The sequence below is a fragment of the Paenibacillus sp. GbtcB18 genome (assembly GCF_019091125.1).
Taxonomy (GTDB): Bacteria; Bacillota; Bacilli; order Paenibacillales; family NBRC-103111; genus Paenibacillus_F; species Paenibacillus_F chitinolyticus.
Genome location: NZ_JAGXJX010000001.1, coordinates 1,147,793 through 1,164,126 on the forward strand (window position 1 = coordinate 1,147,793; position 16,334 = coordinate 1,164,126).

General features: G+C 44.3%; 15 protein-coding genes. 9 read left to right on the forward strand and 6 right to left on the reverse strand.

Annotated features, from left to right (window positions below):
- Nucleotides 1–134: 134 nt before the first annotated feature.
- Nucleotides 135–1,253, reverse strand: coding sequence for a mandelate racemase/muconate lactonizing enzyme family protein (locus KVT34_RS05210; RefSeq protein ID WP_217557160.1), 1,119 nt, complete (start codon nt 1,251–1,253; stop codon nt 135–137).
- Between the two features lie 267 nt (nt 1,254–1,520).
- Between KVT34_RS05210 and KVT34_RS05215 the strand changes: the two genes are divergently transcribed.
- Together KVT34_RS05215 and KVT34_RS05220 are read left to right on the forward strand one after the other, a co-directional pair.
- Nucleotides 1,521–2,447: a DUF2268 domain-containing putative Zn-dependent protease gene (locus tag KVT34_RS05215; protein WP_217557162.1), complete on the forward strand. Its 927-nt coding sequence runs from the start codon at nt 1,521–1,523 to the stop codon at nt 2,445–2,447.
- Nucleotides 2,422–3,171: a MerR family transcriptional regulator gene (locus KVT34_RS05220; protein WP_217557164.1), complete on the forward strand. Its 750-nt coding sequence runs from the start codon at nt 2,422–2,424 to the stop codon at nt 3,169–3,171. The genes KVT34_RS05215 and KVT34_RS05220 overlap by 26 nt, the downstream gene beginning before the upstream one ends.
- A gap of 134 nt (nt 3,172–3,305) precedes the next feature.
- Here KVT34_RS05220 and KVT34_RS05225 read toward each other — a convergent pair whose 3' ends face one another.
- A complete protein-coding gene (locus KVT34_RS05225) occupies nt 3,306–3,857 on the reverse strand; it encodes a TetR/AcrR family transcriptional regulator (RefSeq protein ID WP_217557167.1) in 552 nt (183 codons plus the stop codon).
- A gap of 148 nt (nt 3,858–4,005) precedes the next feature.
- On the opposite strand from KVT34_RS05225, the gene KVT34_RS05230 reads away from it, so the two are divergent.
- From KVT34_RS05230 to KVT34_RS05250, 5 genes are all read left to right on the forward strand, one after another.
- Nucleotides 4,006–4,929 (forward strand): ketopantoate reductase family protein, encoded by a 924-nt coding sequence (locus KVT34_RS05230; RefSeq protein ID WP_217557170.1) that lies wholly within the window; start codon nt 4,006–4,008, stop codon nt 4,927–4,929.
- 206 nt (nt 4,930–5,135) lie between these two features.
- Entirely contained in the window at nt 5,136–6,059 is a 924-nt protein-coding gene (locus tag KVT34_RS05235) for a tyrosine-type recombinase/integrase (RefSeq protein ID WP_217557172.1), read from the forward strand.
- Nucleotides 6,060–6,156: 97 nt separating this feature from the next.
- Nucleotides 6,157–7,194, forward strand: a complete 1,038-nt coding sequence (locus tag KVT34_RS05240; protein ID WP_217557174.1) for a hypothetical protein — start codon at nt 6,157–6,159, stop codon at nt 7,192–7,194.
- Nucleotides 7,195–7,298: 104 nt separating this feature from the next.
- A complete protein-coding gene (locus KVT34_RS05245) occupies nt 7,299–8,663 on the forward strand; it encodes an SMI1/KNR4 family protein (protein ID WP_217557176.1) in 1,365 nt (454 codons plus the stop codon).
- Between the two features lie 10 nt (nt 8,664–8,673).
- Entirely contained in the window at nt 8,674–9,495 is an 822-nt protein-coding gene (locus KVT34_RS05250) for an ankyrin repeat domain-containing protein (RefSeq protein ID WP_217557178.1), read from the forward strand.
- Nucleotides 9,496–9,874: 379 nt separating this feature from the next.
- Here KVT34_RS05250 and murD read toward each other — a convergent pair whose 3' ends face one another.
- Both murD and KVT34_RS05260 read right to left on the reverse strand, forming a co-directional pair.
- Complete coding sequence (gene murD, locus KVT34_RS05255) at nt 9,875–11,197, reverse strand: UDP-N-acetylmuramoyl-L-alanine--D-glutamate ligase (RefSeq protein WP_217557180.1); 1,323 nt, start codon at nt 11,195–11,197, stop codon at nt 9,875–9,877.
- A 259-nt stretch (nt 11,198–11,456) separates the two neighbouring features.
- Nucleotides 11,457–12,758, reverse strand: a complete 1,302-nt coding sequence (locus KVT34_RS05260; RefSeq protein ID WP_217557182.1) for a hypothetical protein — start codon at nt 12,756–12,758, stop codon at nt 11,457–11,459.
- A 1,042-nt stretch (nt 12,759–13,800) separates the two neighbouring features.
- Between KVT34_RS05260 and KVT34_RS31700 the strand changes: the two genes are divergently transcribed.
- Together KVT34_RS31700 and KVT34_RS05270 are read left to right on the forward strand one after the other, a co-directional pair.
- Nucleotides 13,801–14,025 (forward strand): hypothetical protein, encoded by a 225-nt coding sequence (locus KVT34_RS31700; RefSeq protein ID WP_254634535.1) that lies wholly within the window; start codon nt 13,801–13,803, stop codon nt 14,023–14,025.
- The gene (locus tag KVT34_RS05270) at nt 14,022–15,038 is read left to right on the forward strand and encodes an aminoglycoside phosphotransferase family protein (RefSeq protein WP_217557184.1); all 1,017 of its coding nucleotides are present in this window, start codon (nt 14,022–14,024) and stop codon (nt 15,036–15,038) included. Before KVT34_RS31700 ends, KVT34_RS05270 begins: the two co-directional genes overlap by 4 nt.
- A gap of 302 nt (nt 15,039–15,340) precedes the next feature.
- Here KVT34_RS05270 and KVT34_RS05275 read toward each other — a convergent pair whose 3' ends face one another.
- Both KVT34_RS05275 and KVT34_RS05280 read right to left on the reverse strand, forming a co-directional pair.
- Complete coding sequence (locus KVT34_RS05275; protein WP_217557186.1) at nt 15,341–15,637, reverse strand: hypothetical protein; 297 nt, start codon at nt 15,635–15,637, stop codon at nt 15,341–15,343.
- 24 nt (nt 15,638–15,661) lie between these two features.
- Nucleotides 15,662–16,334, reverse strand: a 673-nt coding sequence (locus tag KVT34_RS05280; RefSeq protein WP_217557188.1) for a pyridoxal phosphate-dependent decarboxylase family protein, incomplete at its 5' end; no start/stop codon positions are given.

A 16,334-nucleotide genomic window follows, 5' to 3' on the forward strand; every position in this document is an offset into this window, starting at 1 on the left:
AAAGGCTTGTGTTAACGTAATAAATAATATGTAAACAATTCATCCGAACTCAAGCAATCCAAGCGGAGTGATAGGAGCGGGGCTGAAAAGTCAAGAACTTAGAATAGCACAGACTATTAGATCCTTGTCTTGGACTAGCCGTAACTGCTTCCGTCCCATCGATAAAATGCAAGCATGTCCAGGTCGATTTCAATTCCGATTCCGGTGCCGGCTGGAAGGGCTATTTCACCATTTGAAGGTTGAATCGAAATCAAACGGTTAAACGGGTTGTCCATAGCATCCCATTCCACAGGTTCGATCATTTCCGTTTCCATTTTGCTCCATGGTTCCAAACAGGCTTGAGCGAATAAAGCGTACAAGCGCGTTAATGCACCGTCATAAGCATGAGGTGCCGCACGAATGCCAAATTTTCTGGCGAGGCTTAATGTTTCCCTATACTCGTCAATTCCGGTAATATGCAAGGGATCGGGAGTGATAAAATCCAGAGCATGCTGGGAAAGCAGGGGAATAAAATCCGATGCCATTTTGTTGTTCTCGCCTCCGGCCAAGGGAACAAAGAGCCGGTTTCTTAACACGATATATTCAGCTATGTATTTCATTTGGAGCGGTTCTTCCAACCACATGAGATTGGACCATTTCTCAAGCAAAGTCTTCCACTGAAGCGCTACCGCCACATCATAACTTTGATTGGCGTCCAGAGCCAAACTAACCTTTCCTTGCAGCAAGTTTTGTACGGACAGGACATGGCGTTGATCCTCCGCGATGGATTTACCGCCTATTTTTATCTTGATCTTATTAAATCCATCGGTAATCGCTCCGTGGATCGCTTCAAGTGAATGTTTGTGCCAATCCGGTTCTGCTGAATAGGATTGAAACGAGGCATAGACGGGTACTTGATCCCGATATTTTCCGCCCCACAGGTCGCATACGGACAGCCCGCTCGATTTGGCCAAAATTTCGGTTAAAGCCATACTAACCGCCGTGGCTGAGCGCGAATGCCACTTTTTCAAAGTCTGGACCAGCTTTTTCCTTTCTACGACCGGTTTACCTGTCAAATAAGGAATGATGCGCTCCTGAAAACCTTTTTGCAAGGTGGGCAGCCAATCCACACACTCCCCCCAGCCTTCGACGCCGGTATCCGAAGTAATCCGGATTAAATAAGTGGTTCTGTAGGATTTAATGCCGTTAGCATCTCCATAGGCGGCGGGAAGACGATAAAAGAGCGGAAACGTTTCGATTGTATGAATTAGCAAGCAAACTAGCCCCCTAAACTGTTGTACCTGCTTAGTGTGTCATGTATTCATCCGTTTTATGTCGGAAAATAGAATGAAAGCGTCCATTATTAACGCAGGTTAAGTTAAAAAATACCGATATATTTTACATAATATATATTATGGTATAAAATCGCGAATTCCTGTCCTTTAGAGGTATGATGGAGTAATTGATTAAAATTTCTTGACTATGACGTTAGGTCATAGTGCATAATTCTCTCTATAAATATATAGATAGGAGTGAGAGATTTGAATATAAAAACGCTGCGTTCCGACCACATTTATCAAAAAGTTGCCCAAGTTTCGCCCGAGGAAAAGCTTGAACTGTTCAGAAACGAAATGATGGCCCCCTTTATGAAACAATGGCAAATTCAACAGATCCCTTTTAGAGCTGAAGAGGCGAACGGTTTTGACGTGATTACGATGAATAATATGATGCATCGAGCCCCTGAACAGATTACCCCTCAGATTTCGGCAGAGATAGAGCTGATTTCGTCCGAAACTTTTTGGTTAGAGTGTGAGCATGCGGTGCGTAAAAGTCTACAATTATTTGTAGAGCATGAAATTAAACTTCCCGTATCCGACTATTTGTTTACCATTCAGTTAGGGAATCCGGAAAGCCGTGCCTTGGTCATAAACGAAGGATACAGCGGCTTTGGGGGCATTCCCGGGTTTATCTGGGGTACAATCTTGCCGAATGCGTACACGATTCCTCGAATGAAGGCTTCGCTGGCGCACGAATGCAACCATAATGTGAGATATCAATTTATTCAGTGGGATCACACCGTTAATTTGGGCGAGCTCATTGTAAGTGAAGGATTAGCTGAAAACTATGCTACATTCATGTTTGGAGAAGAATTGCTCGGCCCTTGGGTAACGAAAACAAACGCAGACACCCTTAACAGGCGCATAAAGCCTGTCCTTAGAGATCAATTGCAATTAACAGGATTTGATCAATTTGCTCCGTATCTATACGGAGACGAGATCGCAAAATTTCAAAACTTTGAACCGGTCAACATGCCTTATAGTGCCGGCTACGCTTGCGGCTATCATTTAATCCAATATTATTTAAGAAAAACAGGAAAAACGATCTTTGAGGCCACAATAACACCAGCTGCTCAAATACTAGACGAAGTAAAAGGATTTTGGGATGAAGAAACCATTATTAGCGGTTAAAGATATTGTCCAGATTACAGGCATTACAAGCCGGACCTTGCATTATTACGATAGGATTGATTTATTTAAACCGACACATCTGACGGAAAAAGGGTATCGCTTATATGATCGAAGCAGTTTGGAAAAACTTCAAACGATTTTGTTCTTAAAGGAATTGGATTTTTCCTTAAAAGAAATTGCGGACATTTTAAAGCTGACCAGGCAAGAACAGAAACAACTATTAAAGAAGCAAAGTCAAACCTTATTATTGAAAAAACAAAGACTAGAAACCATCATGGCAGCTCTCGAAGAATACGTTTCGGGGAAAGATATTAGTCATTTGCAAATCTTCAACCGTTCTTCGGTTTTGCCATTAAAAGAACAATACGCGAATGAGGCAAGATTCATTTATGGTGAAACAGAAGCGTATAAAGTGTTTAATGAAACGATGGATAAACTATCGCAAGATGAAATAGATGAACGTTTTCAATCGATGGAGGAAGTATTCAAGCAAATTGCGTCTTGTGTCGATCAGCCGCCTTCCTCCGATGAAGTTCAGCGATTAATCGGGGAGTGGAAAAAAAATCTCATGCAATTCATGCCATGTGATACGGAGTTACTGGCTTGCATTGCCGATACTTACAAATTCGATGCACGATTCAATAACTACTTTAGCCAATATGGCAATGAGAATTTCGCAGATTTTCTTCACAGTGCTATTAGGCATCATATATCTCAATCGTGAACGGGAAAATTCGGCACGGCAGTCGGTCACGCGATCGGCTGCCGTTTTTACATGGGCATTTTCCTTGTCGGATGACAAGAACATATATCGTTTCCCGTATTTGAGGATCTTTCTCAACGGTTTGAATGACAGACTCATTCTTTAAAATAGGGAGTCATCCCTCTTGAATAGAGGTTCTCCACTAACTTGGAAAATTCTTCTGACGATAAATCTTTTTGACGCTGGATCCAAAGACGAAATAAAGAAAGGGAGGTTGACAGGTAAAACTCAATCAAGTATGGCATTAAGGAATGGTTTTGCTGAACGTTTAATTCTAATTGATCCAGAGTGATTTCTTTTTTTAAGCGTTTTAAAAAACGAGGACTTCCATAATCACCTAAAAGGGCATGGAGAACCGAGAGATGTTCTTTTTTGTCCAGACAATGGAGCGCATCTTGAACCGTATGCATCGATAGCTCTTTATTCGCTAATTCTCTTTTTATGTCATTCAATAACTCATTTTCAACAGAGTCTACCAATTCGTAAATGTCAGTAAAGTATTGATAAAAGGTGCTGCGGTTATATCCTGACTTGTTCGCAATTTCCTGAACCGAAATTTTCTCAATCGGCTTTTGGCTGTATAACTCACAAAAAACTTCTATAAACTTTTGTCTTGTTTTCTCCGTTATTTCAGGCTGCTTTTTCATGTTACCCTCCTACTAGCGAACAAGAATATCATCCGACAAATAATAAAAAACTGATGGTTGATCAAGGAATAATTAAGATCTACAATTACATCATACAACATGTTGTCGGATATTCAAGAGGAAATGTTAATAAGTAGGGGTGGTTTTTATGTCAGCAAAACAAAATAGAATTTTAATTTTTGGTGCAGGTGTTATCGGGAGCATGTACGCAATTAAGCTCATTGAAGCAGGGTTTGACGTTACCCTGTTTGCACGTTCTCATAGATTTAAATCAATAAGAGAAAATGGCCTGCAATATAAGGAAAAAGATACGGTTAAATCGATACAAGTGAATGTCATTGATACGCTCGAAAATGACGATGTATACGATTTTATTTTCGTCACCGTTCGTTATGATCGGTCCGAATCCGCGTTGTTAGCGCTAAAAAATAATCCAAGCAAACATATAGTTACGATGACTAATAATTCAATTGGATTTTCTTCGTGGCTGGATATCGTAGGGGATAGACTTTTACCGGCTTTTCCAGGCTTCGGCGGGCAGATTAAAGATGGAGTATTGCATGCTCGATTTCCATCAAAGATTATAGCGGCAACTGCATTTGGAGAAATTGATGGTGTAGTGACAGAACGGATAGAAAACCTCGCAAAATTATTTAAAACAGCAAAGCTTCCCTACGTTGTTAAAAAGGATATGCAAGCGTATCTAATCACACATTCCGTATTGGACATTGCCATGATGAGCATTTTGCATTCTGAGAATAAGATAATTGACAAAAAAACAGTCAGAACCAGAAAGACGGCACGCAAAATAACAGTCACTTTAAAAGCGTACCTAAGGGCCATACAAAAAGCTGGCGTTTCAATTGATCCACCCATACTTAAAATGGTGCTTAAATTTCCAAACTTATTATTGGATCTTTTCTTTATGACATGGCTACGAACCAAAATGGTTAGGGATATGATGTTGCCGGATTATGCGAATCATGCTAGCAATGAGATTGTGCAGCTGAGTAATGATTTAATGAAATTTTTAAATCAAAATGATATCAAATCGGAACTACATGTTCAGTAATTTTCTGTTAAAACAACAACAGCGGCAGTCTAAGGCTTTAGCAAAGAGCGGAGTGTGCAGATAGAAGAGGGAAAAATGTGTTATAATAAGTGCACCAAATACATATTTGGCGCACTTTCCTTTTGAATCGATTTTTATTTTTATTTACGGCCAAGAGCAGGGATTCTTTTGTCGTGAGCACCTTGTTAACGGAGGGAAAACGCACCTTGAAGGATAACGATGAAATTAAAGAAACATATGCGGAGCAGATCCGTGCATTTTCATTATGGATGAAACATTCCGGATATACCGAAGCAACGCAAAAAGAGTATCTCAGGGAAGTACTGAGCTTTCTTCAATCCTTAGAAGGGAGTCCAATTGAAGAAGCCGGCAAGATAGGCGTTATCAACTTTCTGGTTTCCAAGCAAAAAACAGCCGGTGAGTCCACAAGAAACCGGTCGCTTTCATCCATAAGATCCTTTTATAGCGCTTTAATCGACTTTGAGTTGGCAACGAAGAATCCGGCCTTGGAAGTGAAAAAGTCCAAGACCGAGAAAAATAAGAAGCCCGTATATCTTGAAGAAGAAGAACTGGTACAAAGCCTCGAGTATATCAACGGAAGGTATCGGAATCGAAATATCGCCATATTCCTGCTAATGGGTTATTGCGGATTACGAGTAGGTGAAGTGCACCGATTGAACCTCTTGAATTTTAAAAAGACAAAAGGAACTATCGAAGTGTTTGGGAAGGGAAGAAAATGGAATGAAATCCCTCTGCCTGATGTGCTTAATGACTATTTAAGTAAAGTCTTAGAGGAGCGGCTTACCCCTTATAGCCAAAAAGAAGACGCCTTTTTTGTTTCACAAAAGGGAAGACGACTCTCGATCAGGCAGATCCAGAAGATCGCTAACCAAACTTTTTCAGCTTTTAAGGAGAAAAATCCGAAGGTAACGGAGATGAATTTATCCTGCCATAAGCTGAGGCACTCTTTTGCAACAATGATGCTAAAAAAAGGACACGATATTCGAATCGTGAAGGAGCTTATGGGGCATTCATCCATTGAAACCACCGCGCTCTATACGCATGTAAATGATGAGCAAAAGAAAAATGCGATGGCGTCCGTTAACATACCAATGGAGGCAATTGGATAGTCCTAACCGAATAGAGTCGAAGGAATGAACAGACCGATATAGCGGAAGAAATGGTTCCCTTTTACGAAAAAGTTCTTGGCGCAGAAGTCGTTTTAAAATGAACGTACGATCAAATAAATACAAAAAAAGGGAGACAACCGTGATAAAGGATCGAGCGACTTGGAATAAACAGACTACTGAATGTAAGGAGCAGTTGTTGCGCGAGTTGAATGCACGTCTGCCTGCGGGTTTTACATTTCTGAAAATGGAATGCTTCGAGCGGTTCGGCCTTGGGCTGGAAACGGGCATCTTTATGTATGAAGGCTGCGAGTTCGTATATGTGCCTGGCGACCGGGTCACACTCGGCTGGGGGCAATGGGCAATCGGACCGGATGAAGAGACGAAAAGAGAGTTCGAGAGCGGCCTGGAGGATTTGAACCGAGAGCCTGCGGAGTTGGAGCATGTGCTGCGACAGCAAATGTCGCCTGTGCGAGAGGCTGACATCGGCCCGTTGTTGATCGAACGTCAAACCCGCCCTGTCGCCTGGTATGAGGTAGAACTAGCTGACTTGGATTCGGAAGAAGACGGCGATGTGCTGGAGGCGTTCGAACGCGTCAAGTCCTCGAATTACGGCTCCTACGAACAGCATCAGTCTTTTCGATTGGACAAAGAGGATGGGCGTATCCGCATTTGGTTGTTTGCTGACAGTCCCAGCCAGCAGGCGTGGGCGAAAGATGAACTGCCCGATGGCTTCGATGTGTTAACAGAAGATGAATGGGAATACGTGTACGGCGGAGGTTGTCGAACGTTATTTCCTTGGGGCGACAGCTTTGACTATCGCATGAAGGTTAGGCACTTCGAAGAACTGGATCGGGAGCAGAAAGAGCAGGGCGAACCTAGACCCTTTGATCTGGAGAAGAGTGGCGGCATGGGGCTACAATTCCTTGGCGATCCGTACAAACAGGAGCTGACCGTATCGCCTGAAGGACTCGTGCGCGGTAAAGGCGGGGACGGTGGTTCGCTTATCTGCGGCGGTATGGGCGTCACATGGGGTTATTTACCGGTTGCTACCTATTATCGCGACCCCTATGAGGAAGAGTTGGAGTGGGAGGACCGTGCCGAATACTTGCATTATCGTCGCGTAGTTCATCTGTAATCAACCGTGGAGAATGAAGATGAAAAATGTAGCAAGATAAACCGCTGCGAGGAAAGCTGGCTTCGGGAATGAGATCAGAAAAATTGAAATAAGGAAGTGGCGAAATGTCAAAAGAACTGTTGGACAAGCTGCAAAGCTGGTATGACGATGATCAGCATGACAAAATTGTTGAAGCGATCGAGCAACTACCTGAATCGGAGCGTAACTATGAATTGGTGGGTCATTATGGCAGGGCACTTAACAACTTGGGGCGCTACACGGAAGCTCTGCAGCAGCTGCTGTCGGTAGAACAGCAAGGAAGACAGGATGCAACTTGGAACTGGCGCATCGGCTATTCTTATTTCTACATGCATCAATGGGAAAAGGCGTTGTCCGCATTCGAGCAGTTCAAGCGTCTGGAGCCTGGCGATGCAGACGTGGATAATTACATAGAGGCTTGCCACGATATTATGGAGAGACAAGCTAAGGCGATCAGGGAGATTACTCGTGTGCCTTTTCGCGAACGCGATTTCAGTCAGTTCTGGGAGATGAGCGATTATGCGGACAAGAGTTATGTAGAGGCGCCTCCTACTGCCGAGATGATTGCTTCAATAGAAGAGGAGCTTGGGTACAAGCTTCCGGCAGATTATATTTGGCTGATGCAGCAGCAGAATGGCGGCGTACCGGTCAATACTTGTTTTCCGACTGCCGTCTCGACCTCCTGGGCGGAGGATCATGTAGCCATTACGGGCATTATGGGGATCGGGCGCGAGAAAGCTTATAGTCTGGGCGGCAGTTTGGGCAGCAAGTTTATGCTGGAAGAATGGGGCTACCCGGACATTGGGGTTGTGCTGTGCGATTGCCCGTCTGCAGGGCATGATGTCATTATGCTGGATTATCGCGCATGCGGCCGGGACGGTGAGCCTGCAGTTGTACATGTGGATCAAGAAGCTGGTTATTATGTTACCTTTCTTGCGCCTAACTTTGCGACTTTTATCGCGGGACTGGTCAATGAGGAAGTATTCGACACCTCGGAGCAGGACAAGCTCGATGATTTGGACAAGGTGGAATATGCGCAATTCTCATCTTTATTGCAATCTTTATGCGAGAAAGCCCACGGAATAGATCGGATTGAAGCGGTCATTCGCAATATTTGCACCCAGATTGTAGAGGACAAAGGCTATTTTGCTTTTCATGCGGACGAGTTGTCCATGCTGATGTATGATATCCAGTTCTGGTTGTACACCGGGGCAAACCCGGGAGTGACGCGAGCTCAGTATTTGGCGGAGTACGAAAAAATGATCGCCTTTGGGCAAGGCTTCAGCACCGGAGGATACGCGCCGGGTTTTGTTTCCGGTTGGCTGGATGAACGGATCAAGCAGGGTGATATCGTAAACAAGGGAGGCGTGTTGAGCTTTACGGCCCCTGCAACGGAGCGGTTAGTGGGTAAGCTGATAGCGATCGAATCCGGATTGGGTAATGAAGGGTGAGTACCTACAGATGACAGAAACCAAAAATATTGAAACCTTGCATCATGCTTGTTATAACCAGAATGTGGATATGGTGAGGGAGTATGTAATTAACGCGAAAGCGAATAGTCTAAATAAAAAGCTAACGGATTATTCGAATCCGATAAATGGAACCCCACTGCAAATAGCGTGTAGAGTAGGGAATCTGGATATTGTAAAACTTCTAATTGAAGCAGGGGCAGATAAAGAAATTAAGGATGTCGGAAGACAATCGCCCTTATCAATTGCTATTAGTCACAATTACTTTGAAATAACTCGATATCTAATTGAAGCAGGGGCAGATGTTCATTCGAAAGGTCCGAACAATCTGCAACCGATACATTTTGCATGTGAACGTGGAAGTAAAAAAATGATTGAATTGCTATTATCCCAAGGAATTGATATTAATCGACTGGATAGCCTCAAAAGCTCGTTACTTGACTTCACAACAAATCTGAGTGGAGGAAATCTGGAAGCGACAAAAACGCTTATCGAAAATGGTATCGATCAGAAGTATTTTTCTACAGCGTTTAAATGGGCTTGCTGGAGAAATAATTTGAAAATAGCCGCATATTTGCTTGAAAATGGAGCGGATTATAAGAGTCAAACAACCCCGAAATCAGAATTGTTGTTTTGGATTTGCGGGTTAGGATACAAAGAAATAGTAGAGCTGTTACTTGGAGTTGGTGTCGACTTTACTACACAGGTTAAATTTAAGGGCAAAATGCGGTCATATAGTGGTAGCCCTTTGGAAAGAGCTATTGAAACAAAACAATATGAAATTGTAGAGATAATTAATTCTTTTAAGAGTTAGTCTGGGTATGATCAATTGAAAGCTCGTAGCAAAATATGCTGAAGGCTTTTGGTAAGCCACGCGAACTTAAAGTGAACTTAAAAAGGACTGGACAACACAGTTCTTTCATACATACTTCTTCACAAAATCCGTATTTTATACATATGTATATAAAACCGGGATCATACCTTTCATTGGTGAACTTATTACGTTCTTGATTTAGTGTCGGATGACAAGAACATATATCGTTAAATGACAAGACCATACATCGTTTGCCGTATGCGTTGCTGCTTTCTCATTCTGTTCATGCTGTCTCTAACTGTCTGTTCTTGTTGTTATCCATCATCATCGATAGAGTCACATCGCCACCAGTTGGTAGCGATGTTTTCATTACGTTCTCTTATTCCACTGACAGTTGCCTGACTAATTCTACAAAGTGATGCCCACGCTCTTCAAAGTTTCGGTATTGGTCAAATGCAGTGCAAGCAGGGCTCAACAGCACAGTGTCACCCGGTACGGCCAACTGGTGCGCTTGCTCCACTGCCTCAGCCAAGCCTCCTTCACAAAGGATAATATGTGGGCAATTCGGCACTTTACGCGCCTCAATCTCGATTTGACTGGCTGCTTCGCCGATCAACAGCAAGACCTTGACACGATCGGGCAGCAGCCTGGCCATCTCGTCAAACGGTACCTTCTTATCTCGTCCACCAGCGATCAACAATACTCGGCCTACGTGAGCATGCAGTGTGGAGACAGTACGGGCGGGGCTGGAACCGATGGAATTGTTATAATAATGCACGCCGGCCACAGTTGCAACCCACTGATTTCGATGCTCCACGCCAACGAAAGTACGAACCGTCTCTAGGATTGCCTCGTCCGGCACAATCCCCTGCACAGCGGCCACGGCAGCCATGACATTTTCAACGTTATACCACCCCGGCAAACGAATGTCATTGATTGGGACTAGACCGTCGATCATGCCATCGCGGGTCATGTGTCCTCCGAAATACTTGGTCCGCCCTCGCCCACGCAGTGAGGCTGTCACCGGATTATCACCGTTGAGAACGGCAAGATCTTCTTCACTCTGAAAATTCAACAGGCGGCGCTTTGCGGTGGTATATTCATCCATGTCGCGGTGCCAGTCGAGGTGATTGGGAGAGATATTGGTAATCACCGCTACATGAGGAGAACTCGTCATGTCCATCAACTGGAAGCTGGACAGCTCGACCACGCACGTGTCCAGCGGCGACATTTCTCCCACGCGTGTCAGCAGTGGTGTGCCAATGTTACCGCCCATATGCACCGTATGTCCCCCATTAGCCAGCATGTCTGCGATCAGTGAGGTTGTTGTGGTCTTACCGTCCGAACCGGTCACACCGAAAATGGGACAGGGACACAACGCGAAGAACTCCTCCATCTCACTGGTCACACGGCTGCCGCCGGCGCGGGCTGAGTTCAACGCCGGATGGTCTGGACGTATGCCTGGAGTGCGAAACACTAAATCGCCCCCAACTCGATCTAGGTAACTTTCCCCTAGATGCAACTCGACGCCTAGGTCGTCCCACTCATCCCGTGGCAGGATTGGATTACGGTCGCGTACTATTACGCGCGCCCCAGCTGTGCACAGCATGCGGATCAGCGGTGAGTTGCTGACGCCGGCCCCTATGACGGTCACGTCTCGTCCGGCAAGCGATTGGATATAGGTGTTAAAATTAGAATTCATAAGCACCTCAACTTTGAAAGTATCTACATCAAATATACCACAGGACGTCGTGTTTTCTACGTTTAACTCACACCGTTCTCTATGTGTCTTGAGAAAGATCCTCAATTACGGGAATGATATAAGTTCTTGTCACGGACTTGTGACAAGAACTTATATCGTTAAAACAAAAAAAAGCCGCTGCTACGCGATTTTTAAGCATATATGTTCTTGTCATCCGACATTTTTCTTCTCACTGTGGACCCTCCATTCCTTATTATTACTAGCAGCTTCTTCTGCTAAATAGTTTCTTAGTGATTTTCAAAGCTGCACCAATAGCAATTGCCGGTAGAACCACTGGAGCTGCGGCTACAGCGGCTGCTCCGAGCGCAGCTCCGGCGGCAACAACAGCTCCTCCAACTGCTGTTCCTGCAATTGCGGTACCTGCAGTTGCAATAGCTCCCCCAACCGCTGTACTAGCCACGGTGGATGTCACGGCAGATGCTGCTGCAATGGTTGAAGCAGTAGCGGTTGCTGCCGCACCAGTAACAGCTGTTCCAGCTGCAATCGCTGTTACTCCGACTGTAGTTCCTGCCAGTGCTGCGCTAGCTGCACCCGCAGCACTGGCTACTGCCGCTCCTGCAGTAGTCTGAGCTGCAGCGGTTACAACAGTACTTGTGACATAAGCGGTTCCTGCTGATAAAGCTGTGTCAATTGCCACATGTTTAGCAGCTTCTTTCAGCTCTTTTTCGCCAGTAATAACGTCTATAAGGTTAGACCCAATACTTAGACCAGCTCCCACTTGTGTACCGGATTTAGCCGCCTGAACACCTATACGATGGACATTAGACAGATTCTGTGCAGTGACATACGCTTTGGATGTGATAACTGCATTTTTGTTACCGGTTATTTTTCGTTCCAGTTGCATGGTCTTTCCTAATTGGGTAACTTGCGTATTGCTGATATCTGATTCTATTACTTTCATACCAGATATTCTTGCTCTTTCAGCTAAGACGGAGTTTCCTTTATCCACAATAAGTTTCTGTCCCTTGTACTTCGCGAAATTAATGTTGGCATTAGCTTGCCCAATCTTAGCTTGAGCAAAAAACGTCCTGCCATTTTTTTTTATTACAAAATCAGCGACTCCATTGTCGTTAATAACTATTGTTAAGATGCCATTAGCCGTTTCGTTTGCAGCATGTAGGTGTTCAAACAGGAATCCTTTGAAACCAGATTTGCCGCCACGCATTACATTTAACCTACAGAGCTTCTTTGCCAGTTCTTTATTTACTCGAGCTTTATGTATGATTAGAGACATGGATTTATTGGAAGTCTGTGTTCCTAAGATTACTCCCGCTTTAGAAGGTTTGTTCTTCTTTGACCGAGCAGTAAGATAAGGAATCTTTTTCTGAGCTGTTTGTTCATTTCTATAAGATGAATCATTATATGTGCTGTAGTTGTTTGCGATCATATTTAATGTGTCTCTTAATGCCTGATATCTATTATTTATTTCTAAGCTGCTATTTTTACTAGAATTATCCACAGTATACCAACTTTCTTCTACGATTAAAGAACTTATATCCACATCATAATATATATCATGGGAATATTTTACTGTCTAGTATCGCTTCCAAGGAAATTAGCAGGGATATCGCCCGATCAGTATCGCCAAGCACTTCGAGTTCGTGGCAGAACGAGGCTGCCATGTTATACTGATCGCACGTTCAAAATTAAGCTGGAAGCTTGCCTAGCGAGCTACCAAAAAATTATTAACTAAATATCAGTAGGTACTTCTCTCGCTAATCTAAAAGGTAGGATAATTCACGGTTAACCGTATCCGTCATTGATTTTATTTCCAGAATAGGGTATTTTATAGAAAGCTTAGCTATAAGCAAGTTCCTGACACGAAGGGAGATGTGTTTTAATGGCAACTACTTATATGGTGGTTTGGTCTTAAAAACTGAATAGCTGGCATATGCGAAAAAAGCGGGAAAATCTCCTTACTATTTGGTATGCCTTCCAAAGTAACCTTTCGTGAATATTGCTGTTTGCAGGATACGATGAAGGTCGTATCTTTTTTGCGTCCTGATGCCGCGTAACAGCAGCTTCTTTAGAGGCTGCTGTTACGCGGCATTTTTGCGTCCAAAAATACAAAATTAAAGGAGCTAACAAAAAACCATAATGGATTTGAAACATAGAAATAGATGTAATTCCCGAAGGATTATTGCCCCGCAAGGTCACGGAGCTTCGGCGCGAGCGCTTCAAGGTCATGACCGAGCGCGGCGAAGTAACGGCAGTGCTCAATGGAGCGTTCTATCACAGCACGGAAATGCGCGAAGACTTTTCCGTGCGTCGGTGATTTTGTCTTACTGCACTACAAAGAGAGTGGAAACTCTCTCATCTTTACAGTACTGCTACGCCGCTCCATGTTCCCACGAACGGATTACTCAGGCTGCTGCAGGCTGTGCCAAAACTGTGCTGGAACAAGTCGTTGCAACCAAATTTGGCTATGATTTATCCTTTCTTCTCTGAATTGGGGTTTTAACGTTACCTGCATCTTGCGGTACCAGACACAAGCCAGTCAGAGCGGCGGCCAGCTTTACCGATGTGGAGGAATGGTTCCCTCTATGCCAATTAACGGTCGCCATCAGTCCGAACCGGGATATGCTGTTCTCGCCGCGCTTGCCGACGGTTCGCTAACGCCTGAACGGTGGAATCTTAATGTTGCCCTGCAGCATGAGAACAAGTATGTCCAGAATAAAACGAGCTACCTCATTGACAAGAGGGAGAGAAACAAAACGATCGCCATGTGGAGCAAGCAAACGAAGAAAAACGGAGGTTGGAAAAAATGAGTATTAAATCTGAAACACTGATCTGTGCCTTAAGCATACAGTTCAAGAAGGATATCATCTCGACAGACTCCCAAACCATGCCGTTACAGGGCGGAACTGTGGGAAATGTGTACCTGGTAACGGGGATCGCCGAAACCGCGAATGGCGAAAAATTGCCATACCGTATCGTGCTGAAAATCCAGAAGAAATGGGAGCGTTACGGAGATCCTGGATCATGGCGCCGGGAATATGATCTCTATGCATCTGGCTTGGGAGCGACGTTCTCGGATGCCTTACGCTGGCCGACATGTTATCACGCCGAGATCAATTCTGAAGAAAATGAATCCCAGCTGTGGCTGGAATATATCGATGGCGTTACCGGTTTAGACTTGACCGGTGACATGTATGTAAAGGCTGCGCTGGAGTTAGGACGCTATCAAGGCAAGCTGTATGCGGAGCGACCAGCTGTTCTGCAGAACCTGACCAACCTGAGCCATGCGGATCTCATGAAGAATACGTATCTGCATTACCGGTCATGGCCGGTCGTTTACGATTATATACGCTCTGAGGGCTGCGAATTCCCGCAATACGTGCGGCAAATACTCATCGACATCGATGAGCACGCATACGAGATTTTCGCCCGCATCGAAAAATTGCCCCTCGTGCTATGCCACAGGGACTTCTGGGTGACCAACCTGATCTATGCCGATGGAAAAATCGCGCTCATTGACTGGGATACATCCGGATGGGGTTACTTGGGCGAGGATCTCGCAAGCCTTATTGCGGATGAAGCGGATATCGATCACATGGTCGAATACTACCAGCGATGTGTCCCCGCGTATTACAAAGGCTTTTCAGAGTATGCGGCTGTATCCCCTATCGCCGATCATTGCGTCTACGAGATGATCCTTCTCATATTCGGGTATAGGCTTGTGGAGTTGTATCTCCACACAGATGACGATAACGAGAAAACGAAGGTTGTCCATACGCTCCAAAAAATCTATGAAATGAAGACCATCCCTGCACAGGGTTGATTCTAAAACAAGAACTTCGAAGCCCCTTGAATATAGTGTGTTTTCAGAGTTTCTTTCATACTTCCATTCGATCGCCACTAGCATCGACACTTCTGACACTTTTCTTTCCCCACTTGGAACCTCCCGCCTTATACACATTTAGCATATCAATTAGGAATTAAGTTCAATTACGGGAAAGAATATATGTTCTTGTCCCAATACAGCAAACGATATAAGTTCTTGTCACTGACTTGTGACAAGAACTTATATCGTTAAAATAAAAAAAGCCGCTGCTCCGAGGCTTTTAAGCATATATGTTCTTGTCATCCGACATCTCGTTTTTTAGCTTCGTTATATCTTGACTTTTGTTTTAACGTACGGTTAGGACAATTCATATTCGGTATAGCTTCATTAACTTGGATCCTATAAGCTTCAAGTACAGATAAACGGCCATTTATAATGGTGTATTTAAACGAGAATTTTGATAGACTCGCCTGCTTTAACTTATTTAGCTCATCCCATTTTGGTACGGATTCACTTTGGGCACCATTTTGTGCTATTTGGAGCCAAAACCTAAAACCTTCATTCACATTCAAGGCATAGCCTAATTCAATCAACAACGATGGTATAATGTCTTCCTTGGACTATAGATTCAGCTCAGACCGTTCGGATGTCTCTTCCAAATATTTTGCTCTTGCTTCATTCAGCAACTGCATCAATACCATAATATCTTCCTCTGTTGTATCGTAGTTCGTAATACAAGCCCGCAGTACTGGAGCCTTGTTTGTTTCGTATACTGAAATCCATGCCTGCCCTGAATGTAATATCTCTTGACATATAAATGATGCAAAATCCGATTGACTCTTTGATTGAATATTGGAATCCGTAAAGCATACGACAGGCAATACGGTATCATTCACAACCTTCCAGTTAGAACAAGTAAGCTCCCGTCGCAACCGATTGCCCATCTCTGTCTGGTGCTGTACCATGCTGCGATAGCCTTCCCAACCAGCCGTCACAAGCGATAAATATACTTTCAAACCGATAAACCTTCGCGACCATTGAATCGAATGGGTAAACGGATCAATAACATCCAGATCAGCCCCTTCTTTCGGCATATTATCCGCCGGTCTGGCGAAAGGTCTATGTAAGATGTCCTTATGTCGTGTAATATCAAATCCCCCCCCCATCGGGACTGACATCCACTTGTGCGCGTCGAAGGTAATGGAATCAGCTCGGTCAATACCACGAAGAAGGTCTCGGAGCCTGGGTGCAAACACGGAGCGTCCACCGTACGCAGCATCCACACGCAGCCAC

Coding starts and splice junctions, on each gene's coding strand:
- KVT34_RS05220 (WP_217557164.1), top strand. CDS start 2,422: ATGAAGAAACCATTATTAGCGGTTAAAGATATTGTCCAGATTACAGGC.
- KVT34_RS05225 (WP_217557167.1), bottom strand. CDS start 3,857: ATGAAAAAGCAGCCTGAAATAACGGAGAAAACAAGACAAAAGTTTATA.
- KVT34_RS05230 (WP_217557170.1), top strand. CDS start 4,006: ATGTCAGCAAAACAAAATAGAATTTTAATTTTTGGTGCAGGTGTTATC.
- KVT34_RS05240 (WP_217557174.1), top strand. CDS start 6,157: ATGAACGTACGATCAAATAAATACAAAAAAAGGGAGACAACCGTGATA.
- KVT34_RS05245 (WP_217557176.1), top strand. CDS start 7,299: ATGTCAAAAGAACTGTTGGACAAGCTGCAAAGCTGGTATGACGATGAT.
- KVT34_RS05250 (WP_217557178.1), top strand. CDS start 8,674: ATGACAGAAACCAAAAATATTGAAACCTTGCATCATGCTTGTTATAAC.
- murD (WP_217557180.1), bottom strand. CDS start 11,197: ATGAATTCTAATTTTAACACCTATATCCAATCGCTTGCCGGACGAGAC.
- KVT34_RS31700 (WP_254634535.1), top strand. CDS start 13,801: ATGCCAATTAACGGTCGCCATCAGTCCGAACCGGGATATGCTGTTCTC.
- KVT34_RS05270 (WP_217557184.1), top strand. CDS start 14,022: ATGAGTATTAAATCTGAAACACTGATCTGTGCCTTAAGCATACAGTTC.